This window comes from Ruegeria arenilitoris, assembly GCF_013032445.1.
Lineage (GTDB): Bacteria > Pseudomonadota > Alphaproteobacteria > Rhodobacterales > Rhodobacteraceae > Ruegeria > Ruegeria arenilitoris_F.
In genome coordinates, this window is sequence record NZ_WQCA01000001.1 from 443,314 (window position 1) to 469,064 (window position 25,751).

General features: G+C 59.1%; 26 protein-coding genes. 20 read left to right on the top strand and 6 right to left on the bottom strand.

The genetic code is table 11. The features are described 5' to 3' along the window. Positions 1 to 91: 91 nt before the first annotated feature. From GOW98_RS02135 to selD, 7 genes are read left to right on the top strand one after another with little or no spacing between them, the layout of a single operon-like run. Complete coding sequence (locus tag GOW98_RS02135; RefSeq protein WP_170329400.1) at positions 92 to 2,959, top strand: monovalent cation/H+ antiporter subunit A; 2,868 nt, start codon at positions 92 to 94, stop codon at positions 2,957 to 2,959. Next, positions 2,959 to 3,318, top strand: coding sequence for a Na+/H+ antiporter subunit C (locus GOW98_RS02140; RefSeq protein ID WP_170329401.1), 360 nt, complete (start codon positions 2,959 to 2,961; stop codon positions 3,316 to 3,318). Before GOW98_RS02135 ends, GOW98_RS02140 begins: the two co-directional genes overlap by 1 nt. Beyond that, positions 3,315 to 4,853 (top strand): monovalent cation/H+ antiporter subunit D, encoded by a 1,539-nt coding sequence (locus GOW98_RS02145; RefSeq protein ID WP_170329402.1) that lies wholly within the window; start codon positions 3,315 to 3,317, stop codon positions 4,851 to 4,853. The genes GOW98_RS02140 and GOW98_RS02145 overlap by 4 nt, the downstream gene beginning before the upstream one ends. Next, complete coding sequence (locus GOW98_RS02150; protein ID WP_170329456.1) at positions 4,853 to 5,350, top strand: Na+/H+ antiporter subunit E; 498 nt, start codon at positions 4,853 to 4,855, stop codon at positions 5,348 to 5,350. The genes GOW98_RS02145 and GOW98_RS02150 overlap by 1 nt, the downstream gene beginning before the upstream one ends. Beyond that, positions 5,347 to 5,616 (top strand): K+/H+ antiporter subunit F, encoded by a 270-nt coding sequence (locus GOW98_RS02155; protein ID WP_170325459.1) that lies wholly within the window; start codon positions 5,347 to 5,349, stop codon positions 5,614 to 5,616. Before GOW98_RS02150 ends, GOW98_RS02155 begins: the two co-directional genes overlap by 4 nt. A 7-nt stretch (positions 5,617 to 5,623) precedes the next feature. Beyond that, positions 5,624 to 6,010 carry a Na+/H+ antiporter subunit G gene (locus GOW98_RS02160; RefSeq protein ID WP_170329403.1) on the top strand — a complete coding sequence of 129 codons (387 nt, stop codon included), beginning with the start codon at positions 5,624 to 5,626 and terminating at the stop codon, positions 6,008 to 6,010. 5 nt (positions 6,011 to 6,015) lie between these two features. Beyond that, the gene (gene selD / locus GOW98_RS02165; protein ID WP_170329404.1) at positions 6,016 to 8,175 is read left to right on the top strand and encodes a selenide, water dikinase SelD; all 2,160 of its coding nucleotides are present in this window, start codon (positions 6,016 to 6,018) and stop codon (positions 8,173 to 8,175) included. Here selD and mnmH read toward each other — a convergent pair. Beyond that, positions 8,166 to 9,218, bottom strand: coding sequence for a tRNA 2-selenouridine(34) synthase MnmH (gene mnmH / locus GOW98_RS02170; RefSeq protein ID WP_170329405.1), 1,053 nt, complete (start codon positions 9,216 to 9,218; stop codon positions 8,166 to 8,168). The two genes, selD and mnmH, sit on opposite strands and share 10 nt — an antisense overlap. 44 nt (positions 9,219 to 9,262) lie before the next feature. Continuing rightward, entirely contained in the window at positions 9,263 to 9,928 is a 666-nt protein-coding gene (locus tag GOW98_RS02175) for an SOS response-associated peptidase (protein WP_170329457.1), read from the bottom strand. Positions 9,929 to 9,983: 55 nt separating this feature from the next. On the opposite strand from GOW98_RS02175, the gene GOW98_RS02180 reads away from it, so the two are divergent. Further along, positions 9,984 to 11,636, top strand: a complete 1,653-nt coding sequence (locus GOW98_RS02180) for a tetratricopeptide repeat-containing sulfotransferase family protein (protein ID WP_170329406.1) — start codon at positions 9,984 to 9,986, stop codon at positions 11,634 to 11,636. A 61-nt stretch (positions 11,637 to 11,697) separates the two neighbouring features. Here GOW98_RS02180 and GOW98_RS02185 read toward each other — a convergent pair whose 3' ends face one another. Further along, positions 11,698 to 13,281, bottom strand: a complete 1,584-nt coding sequence (locus GOW98_RS02185; RefSeq protein ID WP_170329407.1) for a bifunctional metallophosphatase/5'-nucleotidase — start codon at positions 13,279 to 13,281, stop codon at positions 11,698 to 11,700. 108 nt (positions 13,282 to 13,389) lie between these two features. Here GOW98_RS02185 and GOW98_RS02190 point away from each other — a divergent pair, with 108 nt between their 5' ends. Genes GOW98_RS02190 through arsC form a run of 4 tightly spaced genes read left to right on the top strand, consistent with a single transcriptional unit; the run spans position 13,390 to position 15,549 of the window. Then, entirely contained in the window at positions 13,390 to 13,728 is a 339-nt protein-coding gene (locus GOW98_RS02190; protein WP_170329408.1) for a DUF952 domain-containing protein, read from the top strand. Beyond that, complete coding sequence (locus GOW98_RS02195) at positions 13,725 to 14,156, top strand: DUF1330 domain-containing protein (RefSeq protein ID WP_170329409.1); 432 nt, start codon at positions 13,725 to 13,727, stop codon at positions 14,154 to 14,156. The genes GOW98_RS02190 and GOW98_RS02195 overlap by 4 nt, the downstream gene beginning before the upstream one ends. Continuing rightward, positions 14,153 to 15,211, top strand: a complete 1,059-nt coding sequence (locus GOW98_RS02200; RefSeq protein WP_170329410.1) for a quinone-dependent dihydroorotate dehydrogenase — start codon at positions 14,153 to 14,155, stop codon at positions 15,209 to 15,211. The genes GOW98_RS02195 and GOW98_RS02200 overlap by 4 nt, the downstream gene beginning before the upstream one ends. Then, a complete protein-coding gene (gene arsC, locus GOW98_RS02205) occupies positions 15,208 to 15,549 on the top strand; it encodes an arsenate reductase (glutaredoxin) (RefSeq protein ID WP_170329411.1) in 342 nt (113 codons plus the stop codon). Before GOW98_RS02200 ends, arsC begins: the two co-directional genes overlap by 4 nt. Here arsC and GOW98_RS02210 read toward each other — a convergent pair. Genes GOW98_RS02210 through GOW98_RS02220 form a run of 3 tightly spaced genes read right to left on the bottom strand, consistent with a single transcriptional unit; the run spans position 15,546 to position 17,806 of the window. Beyond that, a complete protein-coding gene (locus tag GOW98_RS02210; RefSeq protein ID WP_170329412.1) occupies positions 15,546 to 16,862 on the bottom strand; it encodes an MATE family efflux transporter in 1,317 nt (438 codons plus the stop codon). The two genes, arsC and GOW98_RS02210, sit on opposite strands and share 4 nt — an antisense overlap. 6 nt (positions 16,863 to 16,868) lie before the next feature. Then, positions 16,869 to 17,387: a PaaI family thioesterase gene (locus tag GOW98_RS02215; RefSeq protein WP_170329413.1), complete on the bottom strand. Its 519-nt coding sequence runs from the start codon at positions 17,385 to 17,387 to the stop codon at positions 16,869 to 16,871. After that, the gene (locus tag GOW98_RS02220; RefSeq protein WP_170329414.1) at positions 17,387 to 17,806 is read right to left on the bottom strand and encodes a PaaI family thioesterase; all 420 of its coding nucleotides are present in this window, start codon (positions 17,804 to 17,806) and stop codon (positions 17,387 to 17,389) included. Before GOW98_RS02220 ends, GOW98_RS02215 begins: the two co-directional genes overlap by 1 nt. Before the next feature lie 113 nt (positions 17,807 to 17,919). Here GOW98_RS02220 and GOW98_RS02225 point away from each other — a divergent pair, with 113 nt between their 5' ends. From GOW98_RS02225 to GOW98_RS02260, 8 genes are all read left to right on the top strand, one after another. Further along, positions 17,920 to 18,288, top strand: a complete 369-nt coding sequence (locus GOW98_RS02225) for a MerR family transcriptional regulator (protein WP_170329415.1) — start codon at positions 17,920 to 17,922, stop codon at positions 18,286 to 18,288. A 279-nt stretch (positions 18,289 to 18,567) separates the two neighbouring features. After that, positions 18,568 to 18,969: a MerR family transcriptional regulator gene (locus GOW98_RS02230; protein ID WP_170329416.1), complete on the top strand. Its 402-nt coding sequence runs from the start codon at positions 18,568 to 18,570 to the stop codon at positions 18,967 to 18,969. Between the two features lie 46 nt (positions 18,970 to 19,015). Next, a complete protein-coding gene (locus GOW98_RS02235) occupies positions 19,016 to 20,797 on the top strand; it encodes an acyl-CoA dehydrogenase C-terminal domain-containing protein (RefSeq protein WP_170329417.1) in 1,782 nt (593 codons plus the stop codon). Between the two features lie 53 nt (positions 20,798 to 20,850). After that, positions 20,851 to 21,063, top strand: a complete 213-nt coding sequence (locus GOW98_RS02240) for a hypothetical protein (RefSeq protein ID WP_170329418.1) — start codon at positions 20,851 to 20,853, stop codon at positions 21,061 to 21,063. Positions 21,064 to 21,195: 132 nt separating this feature from the next. Further along, the gene (locus GOW98_RS02245; protein WP_170329419.1) at positions 21,196 to 21,834 is read left to right on the top strand and encodes a glutathione S-transferase family protein; all 639 of its coding nucleotides are present in this window, start codon (positions 21,196 to 21,198) and stop codon (positions 21,832 to 21,834) included. Positions 21,835 to 21,846: 12 nt separating this feature from the next. Further along, the gene (locus GOW98_RS02250) at positions 21,847 to 23,058 is read left to right on the top strand and encodes an acetyl-CoA C-acetyltransferase (RefSeq protein ID WP_170329420.1); all 1,212 of its coding nucleotides are present in this window, start codon (positions 21,847 to 21,849) and stop codon (positions 23,056 to 23,058) included. Beyond that, positions 23,058 to 23,546, top strand: coding sequence for a cupin domain-containing protein (locus GOW98_RS02255; RefSeq protein ID WP_170329421.1), 489 nt, complete (start codon positions 23,058 to 23,060; stop codon positions 23,544 to 23,546). The genes GOW98_RS02250 and GOW98_RS02255 overlap by 1 nt, the downstream gene beginning before the upstream one ends. Further along, positions 23,539 to 25,740, top strand: a complete 2,202-nt coding sequence (locus tag GOW98_RS02260; RefSeq protein ID WP_170329422.1) for a 3-hydroxyacyl-CoA dehydrogenase NAD-binding domain-containing protein — start codon at positions 23,539 to 23,541, stop codon at positions 25,738 to 25,740. The genes GOW98_RS02255 and GOW98_RS02260 overlap by 8 nt, the downstream gene beginning before the upstream one ends. The last annotated feature ends 11 nt before the right edge of the window (positions 25,741 to 25,751 follow it).

Consider the following 25,751-nt stretch of genomic DNA (forward strand, 5'->3'; position numbering starts at 1 on the left):
CGCAGTGAAAATCTTGCAATAGCTGGACAGTCAGAAAATTATCCTTACAAAATCAAGACTACTATTGACCGCTCAGACCGGAGTATCGCACTTGTCCCTATTCCTCATCGCGGCCCTTCCCTTCCTCGGAGCTGTTTTCCCAGCCCTTCTGATCCGGGCAGGACGAAACGCAGCAGCCTCGGCGGCCGGCTTGACCACTTTTCTGGCGCTCATGGGGCTGTTGATCCACATCCCCTCCGTCATGCGCGGAGAGGTCGTCACCGCCCGGTTCGACTGGATCCCGGCGCTGGGTCTGAACGCGAACTTCATGCTGGACGGTCTGGGCTTCCTGTTTGCCCTGCTGATCCTTGGCATCGGCCTGCTGATCATCCTCTACGCGCGCTTTTACCTGTCGCGCGAAGACCCGATGGGGCAGTTCTATACTTACCTGCTGCTGTTTCAGGGCGCGATGGTCGGGATTGTTCTGTCTGACAATATCCTACTTCTCCTTATTTTCTGGGAGCTTACATCGCTTAGCTCATTCCTGCTGATCGGCTATTGGAAACACCTGCCCGAGGGGCGGCAAGGTGCTCGAATGGCGCTGGCCGTGACCGGTTCCGGCGGGCTGGCGATGATCGCGGGGATGCTGATCCTCGGAAATATCGTGGGATCGTATGACCTGAGCGTCATTCTGCAGAACAAAGAGCTGATCCAGTCCTCGCCCTATTACATGCCCGCGCTGATCCTGATCCTGCTGGGCTGTTTCACCAAATCGGCGCAATTCCCGTTTCACTTCTGGCTGCCGCACGCGATGGCTGCGCCAACACCTGTTTCGGCTTATCTGCACTCGGCCACGATGGTGAAGGCCGGGCTGTTCCTTATGGCGCGGATGTGGCCGGTTCTAGCCGGGACCGATGCGTGGTTCTATATCGTTGCGACCACGGGGCTAGTGACCATGTTGATCGGTGCTTGCATTGCGCTGTTCAAAGATGACCTAAAGGCGCTGCTGGCGTTTTCGACCGTGTCGCATCTGGGTCTGGTGACGATGCTACTGGGCTTTGGCACCAAGATTGCTGCTGTGGCCGCGATCTTCCACATCATCAACCACGCGACGTTCAAGGCGGCGTTGTTCATGACCGCAGGGATCGTGGATCACGAGAGTGGCACCCGCGATATTAAACGTCTGGGCGGGTTGCGGCATCTGATGCCGATCACCTTTACCATCGGCACGATTGCCGCCCTGTCCATGGCCGGTCTGCCGCCGCTGAATGGCTTCCTGTCCAAGGAAATGATGCTGGAGGAGACGGTTCACACAACATGGCTGAACTCGCACTACCTAGTACCGGGTCTAGCGTTGCTGGCTGCGCTGTTCTCGGCGGCCTATTCGTTCCGCTTTGTCAGCCATGTCTTCCTTGGCCCGCAGCGCACCGATTATCCGCATCACCCGCATGACCCGCCGGTGGGCCTGTGGCTGGCGCCCGCCTTCCTTGTGGTTCTGGTGGTACTGATCGGGTTTTACTCGGCAGCGATTGTCGGGCCTTTGGTCGCGGTTGTCTCCAGCGCCGTGATCGGTGGTGAGAAACTGCCCTACTACTCGCTGAAACTGTGGCACGGATTCACACCCGCGTTGTACATGTCGGCCGTGGCCACGCTGGGCGGTCTGTTCCTGCTGGCCTTGCACCGGCGAGGAGAGGCGCTCTGGAACGCCCTGCCCCGTCCCGAGGCCAAGACAATCTTTGACGCCGTGATCGGTGCCCTGACGGCGCTGAGCCGCTGGGTCACCGATAAGCTGCATAACGGCGTGATCAGCCGCTATGCGATTATCCTGATCGCTTTCACCGTCGGGCTTGGCTATTACGCCTTTACGACCGGCACGATTGGCCCGGAAACGCGCGAACCGCTGTCGATACAAATTATCCCGTTCATCGGCTGGATTTGTCTGGTTGCTGCGACGCTGGCGATCATGTGGTTCCACCGCAACCGCCTGTTGTCGCTGGTGCTGATCGGCGTGGTTGGCCTGATCGTTTCGATGGCGTTCAACTACCTCTCGGCCCCGGATCTGGCGCTGACGCAGATCTCGGTCGAGGTGGTGACGATGATCCTGCTTCTGCTGTCGCTGAACTTCCTGCCCACGGACACACCGTGGGACAGCAGCGCCGCGCGACGCTGGCGCGATGCGGCGATCTCAGTTGTGGCGGGTCTTGGTACCGGTGGGTTGATCTATGCGCTGATGCTGCGGGACTTTACCTTCCCAACGATCTCGGAATTCCATCTGGCGAATTCGTACAAAGGCGGTGGCGGCACCAACGTGGTCAACGTGATCCTGGTGGACTTCCGGGGCTTTGATACCTTTGGCGAGATCATCGTTTTGGGCATCGCCGCGCTGATCATCTTTGCCCTGACCGAGTCAGTCTTGGGTTCGAACGTCCGCGCCTATTTGCTGAACCGCAAACCGCATTGGCCGCAATCGGGAGACTCGCATCCGCTGATGATGGTGGTGGCGACCCGCGTGATGATGCCCATCGCGCTGATGGTCGGTGCCTACATCTTTTTCCGCGGACACAACCAACCGGGTGGCGGGTTCATCGCCGGTCTGATCGTGGCCATTGCGTACCTGATGCAATACATGGCCAGCGGCTATACTTGGGCCATCGAACGGCAGAGGTTCTATTACCACGGTACAATCGGCTGGGGTGTATTGATCGCCGCCGCGACGGGTCTTGGCGCATGGTTCAACGAACGTCCGTTCCTGACCAGTGATTTCGGCTACATCAACTGGCCCCCATTGGAAGAGTTCGAATGGGCGACCGCCATCCTGTTCGACACCGGCGTATTCCTTGCGGTTCTGGGTGCGGTGATGCTGGCGCTGGACAGCCTTTCACGGTTTGCTTGGCAACCAGGCATGGCACAGGAATTCCCGATGGATATCAATCCGCTGCGGGATGACCTGAAAGACGAAGAAGAGAAGGAGCAGGCCTGATGGAAGCGCTCGTAGCCTCAGCCGTAGGCATCATGACCGCCGCCGGGATTTTCCTGATCCTGCGTCGCCGCACATTCCCGGTTATTCTGGGCCTGTCACTGATCACCTATGCGGTGAACGTGTTCCTGTTCGCTACCGGGCGGCTGGCGCTGGACGCGCCTGCTGTTCTGAACAAATACGAAGACGTGCCCTATACCGACCCCCTGCCGCAGGCACTGGTGCTGACGGCCATCGTGATCTCGTTCGGTATGACGGCGGTGATCGTGATGATCGCGCTTTCGGCCTATCTGTCCTCGAAGGATGACCATATCGACATGACCGCGCAGGACAGCGTGGACGCGCCAGGAGAAGACGCATGAACCATTGGATCGTAGCGCCGATCGTCCTGCCCGCGATCCTGGCCCCGTTCATCATCATGGTCCTGCGGTACCATCTGGACCTTCAGCGCATCTTCTCGGTCGCCGGTGTGGTGGCCCTGTTGGGGATTGCCCTGACCATCACTACGCAGGCCTCTGGCGGCGAAATTCAGGTCTACGAGCTGGGCAACTGGCCCGCGCCGTTCGGCATCGTAATGGTGTTGGATCGGTTGTCGGCCATGATGGTTCTGCTGACCGCGCTGCTGGCCTTGCCGATCGTTCTTTACGCCATTGCCTCGGGTTGGGACAACCGGGGCAAGCATTTCCATGCATTGTTTCACTTTCAGCTTATGGGCGTCTGCGGAGCTTTCCTGACCGGGGACGCTTTCAACCTGTTCGTGTTCTTCGAGGTCCTGCTAATCGCCTCCTACGGTCTAATGACGCACGGGGGCGGTTCCGTGCGCCTGAAAGCCGGGGTGCAATATGTGGCCTATAACCTGATTGGATCGACCCTGTTCCTGTTTGCGCTTGGCACGCTTTATGCGGTGACAGGCACGCTGAACATGGCGGACATGGCAATGCGCGTGGCGGAACTGCCCGCTGACGATACGGCATTGCTGCGTGTGGGGGCCGTGCTGTTGCTGCTGGTGTTCTGCATTAAGGCCGCCGTACTGCCGCTGCATTTCTGGCTGCCCGCCAGCTATGCCAACGCGCCTTTGCCCGTGGCTGCGCTGTTTGCGATCATGACTAAGGTCGGCGCCTATTCGATCCTGCGGATGTACACGCTGGGCTTTGGCCCCGAGGTTGAGGCAACGCAAGGACTGGTAGGGGCGTGGCTGCAACCGGCGGCGCTGGTGACGCTGGCCGTTGGGGTCGTCGGCATTCTGGGTGCGCAGCACATCGCGCGGATGGTCGCCTTCTGCGCCATCGCCTCGATGGGCACGCTGCTGATTGCGATTTCGCTGTTCACGGAAACGGCCACCGCAGCGGCGCTGTATTACATCTATCACTCGACCCTTGCGACCGCGCTGCTGTTCCTAGTCGCCGATCTGGTGATGGAACGTCGGGGCGGCGCCATCGAACCCAAGGCGCCGATGCCGCAGAGCGGTCTGATCTCGGCCCTGTTCTTCGTCGGGGCCATCGCGCTGGCGGGGATGCCGCCACTGTCGGGCTTCATCGGCAAGCTGCTGGTGCTGGACGCATCCCGCGACGCGCCGGATGCAAACGCGATCTGGGCCGTTGTCCTGATCGGGTCGTTTGTCACTATCGTCGGGCTGGCACGCGCGGGCTCACTGATCTTCTGGAAAAGTCACGACGCCCAATACACACCAGTGCCCGAAACAGACGAAGAGGCCCCTGCCCAACCCGCGCCCGAACCCAACGCGGGGCTGGCCTTCACCTCCGTCTTTGGGCTGGTGCTGGGCCTTGTCATGCTGACTCTGTTCGCGGGTCCGGCTCTGAATTATGCTGGCAAAACCGCTGAGCAACTGTTCACACCCGAACACTACATCTCGGCCGTTCTGGGAGGAGAGGAATGATGAGACTTCTGCACCGGATTTTTCCGCACCCTCACCTGACCTTTCTGTTAACCATTGTATGGGTTCTGTTGGCCAACAAGCCGTCGTTGAACTCGCTGGTTTTTGGTCTGATCCTGGGGATCATCATCCCGTTTATCACCCAGCCGTACTGGCCTGACCGCCCCAAGCTGCGCAACTGGCCGATGGTGGTGGAGTATATGCTTGTGGTGCTTTGGGATATTGTGATCGCCAACATCACGGTAGCCCGGATCATTCTGTTCAAACGCGATGCAGACCGGCAACCGAACTGGATCTGCGTCCCGCTGGAACTGCGCACGCCCGAGGCAATCACCGTTCTAGCCGGTACCATTACGATGACCCCTGGCACGGTAAGCTCGGATCTGTCGGCGCAGGGGCATAACTTGCTGGTCCATTGCCTGGATGCGCCCGACCCAGAAGCGGTACGGGATCAGATCAAACACCGCTATGAACGTCGCCTGAAGGAGATTTTCGAATGATCGAAGTTGCGATCTGGTTTGCCTTCGCCTGTTTTGGAACGGCCATCATGCTGTGCCTGTATCGGATCATCTCAGCCGAAGGTGTCGGCACCCGCGTTCTGGCGCTGGATACGATGGTGATCAACACCATCGCGCTGATGATCCTTTATGGGCTGGCCCTGGGAACCGAGATTTTCTTCGAAGCCGCAATGATCATTGCGATGCTTGGCTTTGTTTCAACTGTGGCCTATGCGCGCTTTATGCTGCGCGGCAATATCATCGAGTGAGGGTGAAATGGAGTTCATTTTCGAAATTCTGATCGCCTTCTTCCTGATCATATCGGGCATCTTCGGCTTTGTCGGGTCGTTTGGAATGATCAAACTGAAAGACCCGATGTCCCGCCTGCACGCGCCCACCAAGGCGACCACGCTGGGCGTGGGCGGCGTGTTGCTGGCCTCGATCTGTCACTCGGTACTGATCGAGCAGCAACTGTCGTTGCACGAACTGCTGATCACCCTGTTCCTGTTCCTGACTGCGCCGATCACGGCTCTGTTCATTGCCAAATGGCACATTCATCGCCATGAAAAGCCCAGCGATCTGCCGGACGCGGGCGAGGATGAGCTTTGGGCCACCCACGCGGTCGAGCAGGTCGAAGACGTCCCGGAACACACAGCGAACTAACACCCATGCATCACCCTCCGCTGCCCCTGACCCGTGATCTGGTTCTGATTGGCGGCGGGCATACCCACGCACTGGTGCTGAGGAAATGGGGGATGAACCCGCTGCCGGGCGCACGAGTGACGGTGATCAATCCCGGCCCTGTTGCGCCTTATTCCGGGATGCTGCCCGGCTTTGTCGCGGGCCACTATGAGCGCAGTGAACTGAACATCGATCTGGTGCGTCTGGCCCGGTTTGCCGGTGCACGCGTTATTCTTGGCCCGGTCGAAGGGATCGATATTGATCAGCGTCTCGTCCATGTGCCCGGTCGCCCTCCGGTGGCGTACGATGTGGCCTCTGTTAATGTGGGGATCACCTCGGACATGCCCGCCCTGCCCGGGTTTGCCGACCATGCGGTCCCAGCCAAACCTTTGGGGCCGTTCGCGGCGCGGTGGGCCACGTATCTGCAAGGCACCGGTCCAGCTTCGGTCGCGGTGATTGGGGGCGGCGTGGCGGGGGTTGAGCTGGTGTTGGCCATGGCCCATGCCCTGAGTGCCAAGGGCCGTGCGGCGCAGGTGACACTGATCGACAATGCCCAAGCCCTCACTGCGACGGGACCAAAGGCAGCCGCAACCATTCGCAAGGCAATGGCGAAACTGGACGTTGAGCTGATCGAAAACACGGCCATTTCCTGCATTGATGCCAATCACATTGTTCTGGGTGATGGTCGCAAAGTCCCTGCCGCCTTCGTGACCGGGGCTGCCGGTGCACGGCCCTATGACTGGATTGCCCAGACGGGCCTTGACCTGCAAGACGGTTACATCCGCGTGAACGGTTACCTGCAATCCAGCGATCCGGCGATCTTCGCCGCCGGGGATTGTGCCCATCTGTCGGAAAACCCACGCCCCAAGGCGGGAGTCTATGCGGTGCGCGAGGCTCCGGTCTTGTACGATAACCTGCGTGCCGTTTTGGGGGCAGGACGGATGCGGCGGTACACGCCGCAGAAGGACTATCTGAAACTGATCTCACTGGGCGGAAAATCCGCATTGGCCGAGCGACTTGGCACTTCGTTCAGCGGGTCCTTGATGTGGCGCTGGAAGGATCATATCGACCAGAGTTTCATGAACCGGTTCCGCGACCTGCCTGAAATGGCGCCACCTTCCCCGCCGAGACTTCATGCAGCAGGGCTGCAAGAGGCACTGGGCGACAAGCCCATGTGCGGTGGCTGCGGTGCAAAGGTTGGGCGCGGCGCGCTGCAGGCCGCACTGCACAACCTGCCCGCGCCAGAGCGCGCCGATATCACCGCCCTGCCCGGCGACGACGCGGCCCTGCTGACAACCGGTGGGGCGCGGCAGGTGATGTCCTCGGACCATCTGCGCGGGTTCACCAATGATCCGGTGCTGATGACCCGCATCGCAGCTGTTCACGCGCTGGGGGATATCTGGGCCATGGGCGCCAGCCCACAAGCGGCAACCGCAACGATCATCCTGCCTCGCATGTCGCCTGAATTGCAGCACCGAACCATGGCCGAGATCATGACGATCGCGACCGAGGTCATGCGCAACGCCGGGGCCGAGATCGTGGGTGGCCATAGCTCGATGGGGGATGAGATGACCATCGGCTTCACCCTGACAGGCCTGTGCGAGAATGACCCAATCACCCTGTCGGGTGCGCGCCCGGGCGACAAGTTGATCCTGACCAAACCGCTGGGCAGCGGCGTGTTGATGGCGGCAGAAATGGCGGGCAAGGCCCGTGGCGAATGGGTCGTCGATGCGTTCCTGCAAATGGTTCATCCGCAGGGCGAAGCTTCACGCATTCTGGCAGGTGCCCATTCAATGACTGACGTGACGGGCTTTGGTCTGGCCGGGCATCTGTTGGGCATGTGCGAGGCGTCGGACTGCGGCGCATCTCTCGATCTGGACGCCATTCCGCTGATGGCTGGCGCGATGGAGTTGAGCGCGCAAGGCGTCCGGTCAACGATTTTCGACGAAAACCGCTCCGTTGCGCCGAACCTGCCGTTCGGCGGCAAAGCTGACCTGTTGTTCGATCCGCAAACCGCTGGGGGGTTATTGGCCGCCGTCGCGCCCGATCAGGCGCACAAGTTGTGTGAAAAGCTGAGGCACGCGGGTTATCCGGCGGTCATCATCGGACACATGTCCGACACACCGGGTCTGCGCCTTCAAAGCTGATCCAATATCCTTACGATCTGCGCGGCCGTGTCGTTTAGACCCGCATCGTCCAGTGTGGCCGCATCGACCCGCGCCACAACCTCGGCGGTGCGAGCGCGGCTGGATTTGGCATAGGACGGGTCATAATGCTGCTCCATCAACGCCCGCGTCAGCGCCTGCTTGTAACCGGCGTCGATCAGGGCGAGCCAGCCATCCACCACCTCGTGCCCCCGGTGGAACCGCAGCGGAGAAAGCCGGTCGCGCAACCGGTCGGCATCCGACAGGATATCGTCATAGGCACGGGCCAGATAGGCGGTGCGCGCTTCGATCGAGGCCTGAACCTGAATACGCGACGCATTTCGCAAAGCGGTCCACAAGCTGGGTGGAAGGATCAGGGTTCCGATCTTGGACGACTCGGCCTCGACAATAACCGGGCGTTCTGGGTCGAGCCCGCATAATGCTGCAGCCAGAGCGGATTCGAACGCCTTCTGGCTGGGTTGCCCACCGGGCATCTCACCCAGCAATGAGCCACGGTGATTAGCCAGCCCTTCAAGGTCCACAACCTGAACGCCGCGCGTTTTCAGATGCGCAAGAAGGTCGGTCTTGGCCGTGCCCGTGTAACCGTCCAAAGCGACCAGACGATGCGGCAAGGGGTCTTCGTAAAGAAATCGGTTCACAAGACGCCGATAGGTGCGATACCCGCCTTCGACCACCTCAGCCCGCCAGCCGATCTGTTGCAGCATCCATGTGAACGACCCGGACCGCTGCCCACCCCGCCAGCAATAAACCAGAGGTTTCCAGCCGCCTTCATGATGCGACAGACTGTGTTCGATGTGGTTAGCCGCGTTACGGAACACCAGCGCCGCGCCCAGTTTGCGGGCCAGAAAAGGGCTTTCCTGCACATAAATCGTGCCAACCCGCGCGCGTTCGTCATTGTCAAGAACCGGCAGATTGATGGCACCGGGCAGATGGTCCTCGGCAAATTCCGCCGGGCTGCGCACATCAATCACCGTATCGAAGTCATGCTCATAAAGGCTGGATAGGTCGGTGAAGTTCAAAGCCATATCAAGGGTCTATCCTGCAAAGGTAGCATTGGAAAGGCACACCGTTATTCTGGGATCGGTTCGATCAGGTCAGACCCGCTGGCACGGTTCGAATTCACCGCCGGATCTACGCGATAAAAGTCCAGCACATCCTCGGCACCGGGCTGCATCAGACGCGCGGCCCCCTTCCCTGCCTCACCCAGCCAGAGCGGCCAGTCGTCAGGCTCTAGGATCAACGGCATCCGGTGGTGGATGGCACTAAGGTGGTTGTTGGCGGGTGTCGTCACGATGGCACAGGTACCTTGCCGCGCCTCGTCAGTACCCCAGTCCTGCCAAACACCAGCAAAGGCAATAGGCGCGCCATCCTTGCGGTGGATGTACCAAGGCAGTCGCGTGTTTTGGTCGGTCTTGGTCCATTCGTAGAACCCCCTCGCCACGATCAGGCATCGCCGTTCGCGGCAGGCAGCGCGAAACGCAGGTTTTTCAGCGAGCGTCTCAGCCCGCGCATTGATCAGCAGAGGACCGGCGGTTTCGGTCTTGTACCAATGCGGCAGAAACCCCCAGCGCAGCGGGTCCAGCCGGCGCCCGCCCTGTCCGGCGCGGACCACATGCACCTGATTTGTCGGGCACACGTTGAAATTCGGGACAGACGGCAGCGTATTCGCTGGTCGTGCCGCAAACAGTTGTGCCATCGCGTCATTGGGAAGTGTTATTGCAAACCGTCCGCACATAGGTAATGAACCATCGATAGTCGTTTCATACAGGCACAGGGTGTCACGGGGTCTCATGCAAAATCAAACAGCGAAAACCCTCAAAGGCAAGGCAGTAGCGGCTCTTGACGCTGGCAAACTGCAACAGGCACTGAAAAAGGCGCAGCTCGGCGTCAAGAAATTCCCAAAGGATCCGGACTTCCACGCCATCTCGGGTTTTGTGCTGACCGAGATGGAACAGTACAAGAGATCCATCCCGCATTTTGTTGAGGCATCCCGGATGAAACCCGACGATCCGCAATTTGTGGAAAACTTGGCCAACGCTCTGATGCAAACCGGACAGGTTTTTAAGGCGCTGGAATATACTGAGCAAAAACTTGAGCAGTTCCCCAACAATAAAGAGCTGAACCGTGTCTTGGATGAGCTTTACCTCAAGGGTAACAACTGGCGCAGGATCATAGAATACGCTTCTAAGAAGCTACTAAACGATCCGGACAACGTGGAAATTCTGGCCAAACGCGCGAAAGCGTACGAACATATTGGCTTTCTCGATGACTATTCACGCGACATTACCCGAGCTTACGAGCTTAGCCCGAATAACGAAAAGGTCGCATTTCAAAGAGCGGTTAACCTGCATCGGCACGGCGACAAATCGGGATCAACTGCAATCCTGCAAAAACTGCTTGCCGAGAACCCTGAGCACAAACCAACCTTGCTACACCTGTCGATGATGACAAACGCGGAAGACACTCCACACTTGTTGGAAATCGTCGAAGCAGCAATCGCCAAAACCGGGCACGACAATGCAGACTTGGAGTTCGCGAAGGGCAATTTAATTTCTGCAAAAGACGGTTTGGCCGCAGCCTTGCCTCAAATCGCCCGCGCCAATGCGATTCAGCACGATATCAACCCTTTTGATTTTGCTGCTGAAGAAGCAAAACTGAACAACATCACCGGGCTTTTCCCTGTCGGTTACGAGACTCCAAATTCAGGTTCAAGTGAAACTCCCTTGCCAATATTTGTCGTCGGCCAACCCCGATCAGGCACCACCTTGATGGAAATGATGCTGAGCTCTGCGCCAGGGATCGCAGGATGCGGGGAGCTTACGCTGGGGGCCGATCTGTCACTGGATTTCGAAAAGGAAGGTTCCGTATTCAATGCGGAAAACGCCGCTGAATTTGCGAACGAATTTCGAAGATTGATGCCGCCAATAGCAGACGGATCGACCGCCTTCGTCGATAAAATGCCCCACAATTATCAGCGCGTCGGGTTTCTGCTCGCAGCTTTCCCAAATGCCAAAATCATAAACATGCTGCGCGACCCGCGAGATGTTGGCTTGTCCAAATGGATCAGGTTGTTTCCGGCGGTTGGTATGCGCTACGCATCAAACCTTGAAGCCATTGCCCAAACGGCGAACTTGTATCGCCGCTATATGGCTCATTGGGATGCCGTATTCCCAGGTCAAACCCTGACTGTCCCCTATGAACGATTGGTCGCGGACCCTGAGACCTACAGCCAACAAGTTGCGGAGTTCTGCGGGATCGAGTGGAACGAAGCCATGATGCATCCCGAGAAAAACAAGAAACAGGTCAGAACGGCCAGTATTGATCAGGTTCGCAACAAGATTTCGACCCAAGCCATTGGTGGTTGGGAAAGTGTATCCGAACATCTGGGCCCAATGTTGGACGGTTTCGACCCGGCGCTTTGGCCGGAATACGACCTCGGCTGAGCCAGCCCGAAAAAAAGCCGCATCGGGTGATGCGGCCTTTTCTTGTTGCTACAGTGCAGAGTTATTTCTGCTTGATACGACCGTCCAGATAGGGCTGATACGGCGCGTTTTCGGCCAGGTATTCAGCCGTCACATCAGCCAGATCAGGCCCATAGTCATAGGCATTTTTGTCGTCGCCTTCGAACATCGAATAGCCATCACCGCCGTTGCGAACATAGTTGTTGGTGACCACCAGATACGTGGCGGCCGGATCTATGGGAACGAACCCGTCACCTTCGGCCACCATCACCTCGGTGATGCGGCCTTCGTTAGGTGCAACTGATGGATCCCACGTGAAAGTCAGGCCTGCGACCTGCGGAAAGCGGCCCTTGACCTCTTCGACCTGGCTGACGCCGTTTTCCAGCGCGTCGATGACAGTTTGACCGTTGATTTCAAAGGTCGAAAGCGTATTCTGGAAGGGCAGCACCGTCAGCACCTCGCCCATAGTCACCTCTCCGGGGTCAATCGACGCCCGCAGCCCGCCCGAGTTGGCAATCGCGATCTGCGCGCCCTGATCCGCGACCCGCGCCAGCATGGCGTCGGCAACCAGATTGCCCATCTCACATTCCTGCACGCGGCAGACCGCGCGGTCGCCTTGGATCGCAGCCGCAGAGTCAGCAACGACGCGCTTTTTCATCTCTTCAATCGGTGCGCCCATTTCGGCCACGCGCGCGGCGATATCCGCATTGGGTTCTACCGACGCATCCAACAGAATCGGCTCACCTTCCGCCGAAATCAGGTTGCCATCGTCGTCGAAGGTCAGCGTGACCTCGCCCAGATATTTGGAATAGGCATAAGCCTGAACCACCGGAACATCGCCAACCATCAGCGGGTACGAACCCGCCGCGCCTTCCTCGGTATTCGACAGTAGCGTGTGAGAGTGCCCGCCGATCACCAGATCCAGACCCGGTACTTTCTCGGCAATCTCGATATCCTTGGCCAGACCGACATGGTTCAGCGCGATGATGATATCGACACCTTCGGCCTGAAGCGCCTCGACATCTGCGGTCAGGCTTTCGATTTCATCCTGGAACACCACGTCCTTGCCGGGGCTGGAGGTGTCGACTGTGTCCGTGGCCAATGCCGAAACGATGCCGATCTTCTGGCCGCCGACCTCAAGCACAAGGTGGTTTTCGACCTTGCCGTTCAGCTCGGTCGATGACGACAGATCGAGGTTGCCCGAAATGACCGGAAAGCTGACGGTGTCGATGAACGCAGCTAGACCTTCGGGACCATCGTCAAACTCGTGGTTGCCGACCGCCATGGCGTCATAGCCGATGGCCTCCATGAACTCGGCCTCAGCCGCACCTTTATAGGTCGTATAGAACAGCGAGCCCTGAAACGGGTCACCTGCATCCAGCAGCAGCACGTTCTGATCCGCCAGTTCATCCCGCTTGGTATCAACCATGGTTTTCAACCGGGCGACACCGCCGAAACACTTGCCTTCGGCTTCATCCTCGGCATCACAGGTCGAGTCGTATTTGTTGATCGACTCAATACGGCTGTGAAGGTCATTTGTGTGCAGAATCGTCAGCTTGTACTCCGCCGCGGCCATGCCTGCGGTCAGGCCCAGAACGGCCACTGACGCCAGAAAACGGGTGAACATATTGATACTCCCTGTATTTGTTTGACGCGATGGTGCGCTCAGCGGCAGGAAGAGTCAAAGGGGGAAATCCGGCTTGATTCTGCCCGTCACGCGGGGCATCACCACCTCATGCTGGTTTACAAGATTTTCCGGGCCGATGAATGGGCCCTTTTGCAGGATCAGGGTGCCTCGGACGGTGCGCCGATTGATGTATCCGATGGGTTTGTCCATTTCTCAACCGCCGAACAGGCCCTCGAGACCGCTGCCAAGCATTTCGCCGGGGTCGAGGGGTTGACCCTGCTGGCGTGCGATGCGGATGGCATGGGCGACGATCTGAAATGGGAGGTATCGCGCGGCGGTGCCCTTTTCCCGCATCTCTACCGCCAAATCCGCATGACCGATGTTGTGTGGTCGCGCGCCCTGCCCTTTGACGGGCAAGCACACCAGTTCCCGGCCGAGATGGCATGACCGCGTTCGTCGACCCCGACCGCGCCCAGTTCGAGGCGTTCAAGGCGCTGGACCGCGATCACCCGATCGAGATGCTGAATCTGGTGAAGTTCCGCGCCAAGGCGGAATATCCCGCCGGGCACGAACTGTCCGAGGCCGGGCTGACCGGCGCGCAGGCCTATCGCAAATATGGGGTCGAGACCGCCCCGATCATCGCTCGGCTGGGCGCGTCGATCCTGTGGCGCGGCGCGTATCAGACCACTCTGATCGGCCCGCAGGATGAGGCTTGGGATGAGGTATTCATCGCACGCTATCCAACAGCCCACGCGTTCCTTGAGATGGTGACCGACCCGGATTACCAGAAGGCCGTCATACACCGGCAGGCAGCGGTTGAAACCTCGCGCCTGATCCGCTGTGCACCCACCCAAAGCGGAGAGGCTTTCGGATGAAACTGACCGAGAAACTGGGGCTTTCCGTCCTGCACAAAATGGACCCCGAAGCCGCCCATAGCATGTCGATAAAGGCGTTGAAGGCCGGGCTGGCCCCGATGCCGGGGCCGGTGACCTCAGCCCGTCTGAAAACCCAGTTGGCGGGTCTGGACCTGCCCAACCCTGTGGGGTTGGCGGCAGGGTTCGACAAGAACGGAGAGGTCCTGACCCCTCTGTCCCGCACAGGGTTCGGGTTCATCGAAGTGGGTGCCGTCACCCCGCGCCCGCAGTCCGGCAACCCCAAACCTCGTCTGTTTCGCCTGTCCGAGGACAAGGCCGCCATCAACCGCTTTGGCTTTAACAACGAGGGCATGGAGGTGATGGCAAGCCGTCTGGCCGATCGCCCCAAAGACGCGGTGATCGGCCTGAATCTGGGGGCGAATAAGGACAGTGACGACCGCCCAGGTGATTTTGCCAAAGTGCTGGCCCACTGCGCGGCACATCTGGATTTCGCCACAGTCAATGTCTCGTCCCCCAACACCGAAAAGCTGCGGGATTTGCAGGGCAAGGCGGCACTTGGTGCCCTTCTGGGCGGTGTGATCGAAACACGTAACACGCTGCCACGCCCGATCCCGATTTTTCTGAAGATCGCTCCTGATCTGACCGAAGCGGAATTGCAGGACATCGCCGAGGTTGCATCGGAAACCGGCGTAGATGCGGTGATTGCCACCAACACCACCCTGTCGCGCGACGGGTTACGCAGCGGCCATAAGGGTGAAATGGGCGGGTTGTCCGGTGCCCCTCTGTTCGAGAAATCGACACACGTTCTGGCCCGTCTCAGCCACCTGACCGAAGGGAAGATTCCCCTGATCGGAGTGGGTGGGATCAGCAATGCGGACCAAGCCTATGCCAAGATTTGCGCCGGTGCGTCTGCTGTGCAGTTTTACACGGCTCTGGTTTATGGCGGTATTTCACTGGCCGCTGAGATCGCGCAGCGCCTAGATGAGTTGCTGGCCCGAGACGGGTTCAACTCTGTCGCGCAAGCCGTTGGAAGTAAACGAGAGGACTGGCTGTGATCGCATATTGGCACAACCCCCGCTGTTCGAAATCCCGCGCCGGGTTAGCGCTGCTGGAAGAGAACGGTGCGCAGATTAAGGTGCGTAAATACCTTGAGGATGCGCCCTCGGCTGACGAAATCCGCGCGGTGCTGGATCGGCTGGGTATCGGTGCCATCGACATGATGCGGACCGGAGAGAAGCGGTTCAAAGAGCTGGGTCTGACCAAGGACACCCCTGCAGATGACCTGATCACCGCCATGGCTGAAAACCCGATCCTGATCGAGCGTCCTCTGGCCATTGCAGGTGACAAGGCTGCCATCGGCCGCCCGCCCGAAAATCTGCTGGCGCTGCTTTAAGCCACCTGAGCCTCAAGCCGGGGATAGCGCCAGCCCAGAGTTATGCCGCGCGCGATGTTTAGAACCATCAGCGCGGCCCAAAGCCCGTGATTGCCCAGCATCGGCACCAGAATGAACAGCGCGACGACATAGATCGCGACCGACTGGATCATCGCGTTGCGCATCGCGCGGGTCCATGTGGCCCCGATATAGATGCCGTCGAACATCCAACTCGCCACTCCGATCGCCGGGGCCAGCGCGGCCCAGATCAAGTAGTCCCGTGCGGCCTCCCGAACCTCGGGTGAAGTGGTCATCAGATCGATCAGGGCTGGTCCGGCCAAATAGAACACAGCGCCCAGCGCAAAGGCTCCACCCACGCCCCATTGCGACGCCATGATTGACGCGCGACGGACCTGATACCGGTCGCGCGCGCCCACGGCGCTCCCGACCAATGCCTCGGCAGAGAAGGCAAAGCCATCCAGCGCAAAGGCAGTGATTTCAAGGAATTGCAGCAACACCTGATTGGCCGCGAGGTTCACATCCCCCAAATCAGAACCCACGAACAGAAAGGTGGTGAACGCCCCGGTCAACAGAACCGAGCGGATCATGATGTCCGTGTTCACCTGCAACATCCGCCGCAGCCGGGCGGCATCGAAAATCCGGGGCCAGTCGCGCCACTGGTTTCCGCCAAAGGCATCGCGGCACAACCACAGGCCCAGCGTCAACCCGGTCCATTCGGCGATCAAGGTGGCGATAGCGACGCCTTCGACACCCCAGCCAAGCCCTAGCACGAACCACAGGTCCAGCAGGATGTTCAGCCCGTTCATCCAGACCTGCAGGATGAACACACCGCGCGTTCGCTCGACCGCGATCAACCAGCCTGTTACGGCATAAAGGGCAATCGTCGCCGGAGCACCCCAGATGCGGATTTGCAGGTAGTCCCGCGTCAGCGCCTCGACCTCGGGGCTGGCGGGTGACAAGGCAAACGCGCCCCAGAACACCCAGATCTGCGTGACAATAAAGAACAGCCCCGCCGCACCACCCAACAGCAGCCCGCGCATCAACAAGGCGCCGGTCTCGGCGGTGTCCCCGGCCCCGCGTGCTTGTGCAGCAAGTCCGGTAGTTCCCATGCGCAGGAAACCGAAGATCCAATAGATCGTCGCCAGAATAACCGCACCCATGCCCACAGCACCGATAGGGGCTGCCTGCCCCATCTGCCCAACCACTCCGGTATCAACAGCCCCCAGAATGGGCACCGTGGCGTTGGAAAGCACGATCGGAACCGCGATCTTCAGCACCCGTTTATGGGTGAGAGGTGCCGAGGCGGTCTGCACGGTGATCTACTCTGCTTTGGGTTTGGATTGCGGCATCAGGAAATGCCCGGTCGCCTGCGCAATCGGACGCGCGTGATTGTCCTGCCAGGCCTCAACCCGGACCGACGCATAGCGCCGACCGGACCGGCTGACGAAGGCGCGGGCATAGGCGTCGCGTGGCAGGCCCGAGCGCAAGTAATCCACCGTGAAATCAACGGTCTTGGGAAAGCGCACCGAGTCGGCCTGGAACAGCTCTTCCGCTTCGATTTCACCGCTTTCGATCATGGGAAAGAAATACTCCCAACTCAGAGTGATAACGGCAGTGACCTCAAGAAAAGCCGCCGTCACCCCGCCATGCAGCGCGGGCAGCAACGGGTTGCCGATCAGCTTGTCGTCGAAATTCAGCACACCAGTCAGTTCATCGCCACGCCGGTCGAAGGTGATATTCAGGAAACGGATATACGGCACCCCTTCGACAATTGCGTTAAGGGCTGCATCACGGCGTTGCTTGACCACCTGCATGGGTTCGGGACGAGGGCGCGCCATCACAGACCCTCCACCGTAAAGGAACCCGCGGCGGTTGCGACCGGCAGGTCCTGATTTTCATCTATCGCCGTGGCCCGGACAAAGGCGACGTTGCGGGTGATGTGGTAGCAGGTGGCATGAGCAGTGATGCTCTGCCCCGGCGTCGCGGCGCGCATGTAGTCGATCCTTAGATCAATGGTCGCGGTTCCGCCGGGCGCCGACGGGTGGGACATCACGGCCGCACCGCAGCAAGTGTCCAGCGCAGCAAACACCGCGCCACCGTGGATGACGCCGGTTCGGGGATCTCCGACCAGATCGGCGTTGTACGGCATCGAGATCGCGGCCTCACCATCGCTAATTGTGGTCAGCTTTAGCCCCAGCGCCTTGGCATGCGGGATTGCCTCGATAAACCGGCGCGCAATTTCTACTTTGTCGACCATGTCGTGGTGCCCCCTTGATTTCTTTCTTTATGAGCCTGAGCCTTGCAAAAGAGCAAGACCACCTGTTGCGCTTGCCGCGACGACGGCCTAGTTTGCGGCCAAGGAGATCGAAAATGACCGACAACCGTTTGTCATTAAACGAGATGTGCGAAGAGTTCGACGTAACCAAGCGCACCTTGCGTTACTACGAGTATATCGAGCTGCTTCAGCCGGAACGCGAAGGCCGTAGCAGGTACTACGGCCCCCGTGAATGCGCGCGGATGAAGCTGATCATGCGCGGACGTCTGTTTGGATTCTCGCTGGAAGAGATTCGCCAGTGGCTGCTGATCTACGAGGATCAGGGAAACCAAGCCCAAATGGCCGAGTTCATTAAACTGGCTGACCGGCAAATGCCGGAACTACAAAAGCAACGGCAACAACTGGACGAGGCGATGGATGAGCTCCAGCGCCTGCGTGACCAGACCGCCAAGTCCCTGCGCTGACCCCACTCCGCTTCTGTACTGATTTCCGAAGCCTCAAGCACTGCGGCCATGGTCGACCGGTTGTGTTCTCACACCGGATACCCGGCCCCTCCCCAATCTAAATTCCGTTACGTCACGTCCGAAAAGTCGGGTTAAGCACACCTTGACGCGAGAGGATCCTACGTCAACTTTCCTTGTGACGTAGCGTTTGCATTACGTGAACGTCATCTACGTGTTGTAACGTGCGCATCGACTGCGCAACTGACTTTGATAGACGCCAGTGACGAGAGTGCTGAAACCATGACCGAAGACCTGATGACCATCCGTGAAATGTGCGAGACCTACGAGGTCACGCCGCGCACCTTGCGTTTTTACGAGGCAAAGGAACTTTTGTTTCCGATCCGCGAGGGCCAGAAACGCCTGTTCACCAAACGAGACCGGGCGCGCCTGAAACTGATCCTGCGCGGCAAACGTTTCGGCTTTAGCCTGGAAGAGATCCGGCAACTGCTGGATCTGTACCATGTGGGTGACCAACAAAAGACCCAGATGATCCGTACGATTGAAATCGCACGCGAACGTCTTTCGGACATGGAAGCCCGCCGCGAAGAGCTGACTCAAGCCATTGACGATCTAAAAGAGCAGCTGCGCTGGGGCGAGAAAGTCATCGCCTCGATTAACAACGAAAAAACAGCCGTCGGGTAACCCTCGCGGCTCAATCCCCGGACATCTGAATTTAAGGGAGCTTCAAATGCCCGTTTACAACGCGCCAACCAAAGACACTCAGTTCATTCTGCACGATGTGCTGAAAGTCTCGGAATCCGATATTCCAGGCTATAGCGAACTGGAGGCCGAATTTACCGGCGCGGTTCTGGAAGAAGCGGGCAAAGTTGCCACCAACGTTCTGCATCCGCTGAACGTGGTAGGCGACACTGAAGGATGCCGGTTGGAAAACGGCATCGTTTACACACCGACCGGGTTCAAGGATGCCTTCGAGCAGATGAAGGAAGGCGGCTGGACCGGCCTCGACATGCCGGAAGAGTATGGCGGCCAGAACATGCCTTATGTGATTGGCACAGCCGTGGGCGAGATGTTCTCGGGCGCGAACCAAGCGTTTGTGATGTACCAAGGCCTGACCCACGGCGCGGCCTCAGCCATTCTGGCGCATGGCACCGATGAGCAGAAGAACAAATACCTTCCCAACATGGTCAGCTGCGAATGGACCGGCACCATGAACCTGACCGAACCGCATTGCGGCACTGATCTGGGCTTGATGCGCACCAAGGCGGAACCGCAGGGTGACGGCAGCTACAAGATTTCCGGTCAGAAGATCTTTATCTCGTCCGGCGATCACGACATGGCCGACAACATCATTCATCTGGTTCTGGCCAAGATCCCCGGCGGCCCCGAGGGCATCAAGGGTGTGTCGCTGTTCATCGTACCAAAGTTCATCGTCAACGAAGACGGCACCCCGGGTGAGCGCAACGGTGTCTCGGTCGGCAAGATCGAAGAGAAAATGGGCATCCACGGCAACTCGACCTGCGTCATGAACTATGACGAAGCCACCGGCTGGCTGCTGGGTGAAGAACATAAAGGTATGCGCGCCATGTTCACCATGATGAACGAAGCGCGTCTGGGCGTGGGTATGCAGGGCCTGTCGCAGGCCGAGGCTGCGTTCCAGAATGCCTTGGAGTATGCCAAGGACCGCCTGCAGGGGCGCGATGTGACCGGCGTGAAGAACCCCGATGGCCCGGCCGATCCACTGATCGTACACCCGGATATCCGTCGTAACCTGATGGATCAGAAAAGCTTCACCGAAGGCGCACGTGCGTTCATCCTGTGGGGCGCGACCATGATCGACAAGGCGCACCGCTCAAGTGACAAGGATGCGGATGGTCTGATATCTCTGCTGACCCCGGTCATCAAAGGCTTCCTGACGGATCAGGGCTATGACATGACCGTACAGGCGCAGCAGGTCTATGGTGGCCACGGCTACATCGAAGAATGGGGCATGTCTCAATACACCCGCGACGCCCGGATTGCGATGATCTACGAAGGGGCGAACGGCGTTCAGGCACTGGACCTTGTCGGCCGGAAACTGGCGCAGGATGGCGGCAAGCACGTCATGGCCTTCTTCGACATGGTCAAAACCTTCTGCAAGGAAAACGGCGGCAAAGACGAATCCTATGACAAAGCCTTCATCGAACCGTTGAAAGCCGCGTCCAAGGATCTTCAGGCCGCTGGCATGTATTTCATGCAGGAAGGCATGAAGAATCCGAACAATGCGCTGTCCGGTTCTTATGACTTCATGCACATGTTCGGACATGTCTGCTTGGGTCTGATGTGGGCACGGATGGCGAAAGCGGCTCAGGACGCTTTGGACGGCGGTGCGTCGGACAAAGAGTTCTACGAAACCAAAATCAATACCGGTCGTTTCTACATGGCTCGCCGCCTGCCTGCCACCGCGCTGCATCTGTCGCGCATCCAAACCGGCGCAGACACGGTCATGGCGCTAGAGGCCGCGAACTTCTGATCACTCTACGGTTCCGGGGCCCCGCCCCGGAGCCGGTTTTCCGAGGAGAGAGAATGCCCAAACGCTTTCGCCTGACCCGCCGCTTTCCGGTCGCAATGACCGAAGACGGCTATCGAAAGCTCAGGGCATTTGCCCGCGAAGCCGGGCTGGACGAAGGTGAAGCCCTGTCATTTCTCTTCGAAAACTTCAACAGCGTCACGGATGAGGAGAAACTGACGCGCCGACTACGAGAATTCAATTCTGAGCTTGAGGCGCGCAAGCGTTAACAACTTCAGTCACATCGGTTTTAGGTGTGCGTGTTTTCAGCAAGATGAACAGCTTATCGCGGCTACAAGTTCAACTTTCTCGAAATACGCAGATTGCGGCACTGCACTATGCGCCACGGGAGGGGCGATCGCATGACCATCAAACTTCACTGTTTCGGCGAAAGCGGTAACTCGTACAAAGCCGCACTTGCGCTTGAGATGTCCGGGCTGGATTGGGAGCCGGTCTTTGTCGATTTCTTCAACGGCCAGACTCGCACGCCAGAATACCGGGCCGAGGTCAATGAGATGGGCGAAGCCCCCGTCATGATCGACGGCGATTTTCGCACCACGCAATCCGGAGCGATCCAAGCCTATGTGACCGAGAAATCGGGCAAGTTCGGCGGTAAGGACCGGGATGAGAATTACGAGATTTTCCGCTGGGTGCTGTGGGACAACCACAAGCTCAGCTCAATGGCCGGGATGACTCGGTTTCTCATGAACTTCTTGCCCGAGCACCATCGCAATGCGGATGTGATCGCCTTTAACCAAGGGCGCCTCAAGGCAGCTTACGACGTCCTCAATTCTCACCTTGAGGGCCGCGACTGGATCGTCGGCGATGGCGTGACCAACGCCGATATAAGCTGCTGTGGCTACCTTTATTACCCTGAACCATTCGGCTTTGACCGCGCCGACTGGCCCCATATCGACGCCTGGCTGACGCGCCTCAGCGAACAGCCCGGCTGGAAACACCCATATGACCTGATGCCCGGCAAACCGTCGGATCGAGCTTAAGGAGAAGACCCCATGACCGAAGCCTATATCTATGACGCCCTGCGCACCCCGCGCGGCAAGGGACGCAAGGATGGCAGCCTGCACGAAGTTACCTCGGTGCGTCTGTCCGCCCTGACCCTGAACGCGATGAAAGAGCGTAACAATCTGGAAGGCCACGCCGTTGAAGACGTGATCTGGGGCAACGTCACGCAGGTGATGGAACAAGGCGGCTGTCTGGCGCGCTCGGCTGTTCTGGCCTCGGATCTGGATCAGTCGATCCCCGGTCTGGCGATCAACCGTTTTTGCGCTTCGGGCATGGAAGCAGTGAACCTAGCGGCGAACCAGGTCAAGGGCGGTGCGGGCGATGCCTATATCGCGGGCGGCGTTGAGATGATGGGCCGTGTGGCGATGGGCAGCGACGGTGCGGCGATTGCCGTTGATCCGACGCTGGCGATGGATACCTATTTCGTGCCTCAGGGCATCTCGGCCGACATCATTGCCACGGAGTATGGCTTTAGCCGTGACGACGCTGACGCACTGGCAGTAGAATCTCAGAAACGCGCGGCAGAGGCGTGGGAGGACAATCGGTTCGAAAAGTCGGTCATCACCGTCAAAGACCAGAACGGCCTGACCATTCTGGATCGCGACGAATACATGCGCCCCGGCACCGACATGCAGAGCCTTGGCGCATTGAACCCGTCTTTCGCGATGATGGGTGAGCAGATGCCGGGCTTCGACAAGGTTGCGATGCTAAAATATCCGCATCTTGAGCGCGTGAACCATATCCATCACGCGGGCAACAGCTCGGGCATTGTGGACGGGGCTGCCGCAGTTCTGATCGGCAACAAGGAATTTGGCGAGAAATACGGCCTCAAGCCGCGTGCCCGCATCAAGGCAACCGCCAAGATCGGCACCGACCCGACCATCATGCTGACAGGCCCGGTTCCGGTGACCGAGAAGATTCTGGCAGACAATGGCATGAAGATCAGCGATCTGGACCTGTTCGAAGTGAACGAAGCCTTTGCCTCGGTCGTGCTGCGGTTCCAGCAGGCGTTCGACGTCGATCCGGCCCTGGTGAACGTCAACGGCGGCTCGATCGCGATGGGTCACCCGCTGGGTGCGACCGGTGCGATGATCATTGGCACACTGCTGGACGAACTTGAGCGTCAGGACAAGGAAACCGGTCTGGCCACGCTCTGCATCGCGTCCGGCATGGGTGCGGCAACCATTATCGAGCGGGTCTGATGCCCAAGCTGGATCTCTCTCAGATCCCGTTCAAGGGCGGCTCGTCCTATCCCGGCAAGCTAGCCGAGGCGACGGCTGGTCGTTTCGTCCAGCGTGTAGGCGACGCAGGCGGGTTTTCACAATACGGGGTCAACATCGTGCGGCTGGAACCGCAGGGCATGTCTTCGCTGCGCCACTACCACATGGAGCAGGACGAATTTGCCATCATGCTCAGCGGCACCTGCGTGCTAATCGACGACGACGGTGAGCATGAGATGCAGCCCGGCGATTGCGCCGCTTGGCCCGCAGGTGAGGCCAACGGCCACCACCTTGTGAACAAAAACGATGCGCCCGCGACATTTCTGGTTGTGGGCACACGGACCCCGACCGAGACCGGCTATTACAGCGACATAGACATGATGGTGAAGGATGATGAGAACGGATTCTCTTTCACCCGGAAAGACGGCAGCCCGCTAACGGCTGACCAGATTGGAGATGACAATGACTGATTTCACTCTGAGCAAAGACGCAGACGGCGTCGCTTTTGTCACCTGGGACGCCCAGGGCAAATCCATGAACGTGCTGACGCGCGAGGCCTTTCAGGAGGTCAGCCAACTAATCGATCAGGCCCTGAATGATGAGGAGATCAAAGGCATCGTCATCACCTCGGGCAAAGAAGGCTCGTTCGCTGGCGGCATGGATCTAACCACGCTGGCCACCATCCGTCAGGAATCGGGTGATGAACCGGCGCAAGCCCTGTTCGACTTCGTGATGGGCGGCCACCATATCTTGCGCAAGATGGAACTGGCGGGCATGGACCCCAAGACCAAGAAGGGCGGCAAGCCGATCGCCTGTGCCATCAACGGCACCTGCGCCGGGATCGGGACCGAGATCGCGCTGGCCTGTCACCACCGCGTCATGACCAGCAACCCGAAATCCAAGATTGGTCTGCCCGAAATTTTGCTTGGCATCTTCCCCGGCGGCGGCGGCACCATGCGTTTCAGCCGTATGGTCGGCGCGATGGCTGCGGCCCCTGTCCTGCTGGAAGGCAAGATGATGGACCCGAAGAAAGCCAAAGGCGCACAACTGATTGACGCCGTGGCGGATGATCCGGTCGCAGCCGCAAAAGAGTGGGTTCTGAACGCCAAGGACGCCGATCTGGTGAAACCTTGGGATGCAAAGGGTTACAAGATGCCCGGCGGCGCGCCCTATCACCCCGCTGGTTTCATGACCTTCGTCGGCGCAAACGCGATGGTGAATGGCAAGACCCAAGGCGCCTTCCCGGCGGCCAAAGCTCTGCTGAGCTCGATCTACGAAGGGGCGCTGGTCGATTTCGACACCGCCCTGAAGATCGAAGCGCGTTGGTTCACCAACGTCCTGATGAACCCGTCCTCGTCGGCGATGATCCGGTCGCTGTTCCTGAACAAGGAAGCATTGGAGAAAGGCGCGGTCCGCCCCAAAGATGTGCCCGATCAACGCGTCCAGAAAGTCGGCGTGCTGGGCGCTGGCATGATGGGTGCCGGTATCGCACTGGTGTCGGCTCAGGCTGGCATGGAGGTGGTTCTGATTGACCGTGATCAGGAAGCCGCCGACAAGGGCAAGGCCTATAGCGAAAGCTACATGGACAAGGGCATCAAGCGCGGCAAAGCCACGGCTGAAAAGAAAGAGGCCCTGCTGGCCCGCATTACCGCGACCCCCGATCTGGAGCATCTGAAAGGCTGCGACCTGATCATCGAAGCAGTGTTCGAAGACCCGGGCGTCAAGGCCGAGATGACCAAAAAGGTCGAGGCTATCATCCCCGAGGACTGCATCTTTGCCTCGAACACCTCGACCCTGCCCATCACCGATCTGGCGAAAGCGTCAGTGCGGCCAGAGCAGTTCATCGGCATCCACTTCTTCTCGCCGGTTGAGAAGATGTTCCTGGTCGAGATCATCAAGGGCAAGGAAACCGGTGATCGCGCAGTCGCCAAGGCATTGGACTATGTCCGTCAGATCCGCAAGACACCGATCGTGGTCAACGATGCGCGCTTCTTCTACGCCAATCGCTGCATCATCCCTTACATCAACGAAGGTGCGCGTATGATCACCGAGGGCGTCAGCCCTGTGCTGATCGACAACGCTGCACGCCAGTTGGGCTTCCCGGTGGGGCCAATCCAGCTGACCGATGAAACCTCGATTGATCTGGGTGCCAAGATCGCGCGTGCAACCAAGGCCGCGATGGGTAATGCCTATCCCGCAAGCTCTGCGGACGATCTGATCTTCTGGATGGAAGAACAGGGCCGATTGGGCCGCAAGGCTAATGCGGGCTTCTTCGACTATGACGAAAAGGGCAAGCGCGTCGAATACTGGAAAGGCCTGCAGGATAAATACCCGCTAGCCGAGGATCAGCCTGACCTGATCGAAGTGCAGGAACGCCTGATGTTCGCTCAGGTTCTGGAAGCGGTCCGTGCGCTGGAAGAAGGCGTTCTGGAAGACATCCGCGAAGGCGACGTGGGCGCAATCCTAGGCTGGGGCTTCGCGCCTTGGTCGGGCGGTCCGCTCAGCTGGCTGGACATCATCGGCACACCCTACGCGGCCGAGCGTTGCGACCAATTGACCGAGGCCTATGGCGAGCGTTTCTCTTGCCCGCCGCTGCTGCGTGAGATGGCTGAAAAGGGCCAGAGCTTCTACGGTCGCTTCGCCCCCGAAGCCAAGGCTGCCTAAACAAACAACGC

Coding starts and splice junctions, on each gene's coding strand:
- GOW98_RS02195 (WP_170329409.1), top strand. CDS start 13,725: ATGACCGCGTTCGTCGACCCCGACCGCGCCCAGTTCGAGGCGTTCAAG.
- selD (WP_170329404.1), top strand. CDS start 6,016: ATGCATCACCCTCCGCTGCCCCTGACCCGTGATCTGGTTCTGATTGGC.
- GOW98_RS02230 (WP_170329416.1), top strand. CDS start 18,568: ATGACCGAAGACCTGATGACCATCCGTGAAATGTGCGAGACCTACGAG.
- GOW98_RS02140 (WP_170329401.1), top strand. CDS start 2,959: ATGGAAGCGCTCGTAGCCTCAGCCGTAGGCATCATGACCGCCGCCGGG.
- GOW98_RS02250 (WP_170329420.1), top strand. CDS start 21,847: ATGACCGAAGCCTATATCTATGACGCCCTGCGCACCCCGCGCGGCAAG.
- mnmH (WP_170329405.1), bottom strand. CDS start 9,218: ATGGCTTTGAACTTCACCGACCTATCCAGCCTTTATGAGCATGACTTC.
- GOW98_RS02190 (WP_170329408.1), top strand. CDS start 13,390: ATGCTGGTTTACAAGATTTTCCGGGCCGATGAATGGGCCCTTTTGCAG.
- GOW98_RS02225 (WP_170329415.1), top strand. CDS start 17,920: ATGACCGACAACCGTTTGTCATTAAACGAGATGTGCGAAGAGTTCGAC.
- GOW98_RS02215 (WP_170329413.1), bottom strand. CDS start 17,387: ATGGCGCGCCCTCGTCCCGAACCCATGCAGGTGGTCAAGCAACGCCGT.
- GOW98_RS02235 (WP_170329417.1), top strand. CDS start 19,016: ATGCCCGTTTACAACGCGCCAACCAAAGACACTCAGTTCATTCTGCAC.
- GOW98_RS02155 (WP_170325459.1), top strand. CDS start 5,347: ATGATCGAAGTTGCGATCTGGTTTGCCTTCGCCTGTTTTGGAACGGCC.
- GOW98_RS02200 (WP_170329410.1), top strand. CDS start 14,153: ATGAAACTGACCGAGAAACTGGGGCTTTCCGTCCTGCACAAAATGGAC.
- GOW98_RS02255 (WP_170329421.1), top strand. CDS start 23,058: ATGCCCAAGCTGGATCTCTCTCAGATCCCGTTCAAGGGCGGCTCGTCC.
- GOW98_RS02175 (WP_170329457.1), bottom strand. CDS start 9,928: ATGTGCGGACGGTTTGCAATAACACTTCCCAATGACGCGATGGCACAA.
- GOW98_RS02180 (WP_170329406.1), top strand. CDS start 9,984: ATGCAAAATCAAACAGCGAAAACCCTCAAAGGCAAGGCAGTAGCGGCT.
- GOW98_RS02245 (WP_170329419.1), top strand. CDS start 21,196: ATGACCATCAAACTTCACTGTTTCGGCGAAAGCGGTAACTCGTACAAA.
- GOW98_RS02185 (WP_170329407.1), bottom strand. CDS start 13,281: ATGTTCACCCGTTTTCTGGCGTCAGTGGCCGTTCTGGGCCTGACCGCA.
- GOW98_RS02150 (WP_170329456.1), top strand. CDS start 4,853: ATGAGACTTCTGCACCGGATTTTTCCGCACCCTCACCTGACCTTTCTG.
- GOW98_RS02160 (WP_170329403.1), top strand. CDS start 5,624: ATGGAGTTCATTTTCGAAATTCTGATCGCCTTCTTCCTGATCATATCG.
- GOW98_RS02145 (WP_170329402.1), top strand. CDS start 3,315: ATGAACCATTGGATCGTAGCGCCGATCGTCCTGCCCGCGATCCTGGCC.
- GOW98_RS02240 (WP_170329418.1), top strand. CDS start 20,851: ATGCCCAAACGCTTTCGCCTGACCCGCCGCTTTCCGGTCGCAATGACC.
- GOW98_RS02260 (WP_170329422.1), top strand. CDS start 23,539: ATGACTGATTTCACTCTGAGCAAAGACGCAGACGGCGTCGCTTTTGTC.
- GOW98_RS02220 (WP_170329414.1), bottom strand. CDS start 17,806: ATGGTCGACAAAGTAGAAATTGCGCGCCGGTTTATCGAGGCAATCCCG.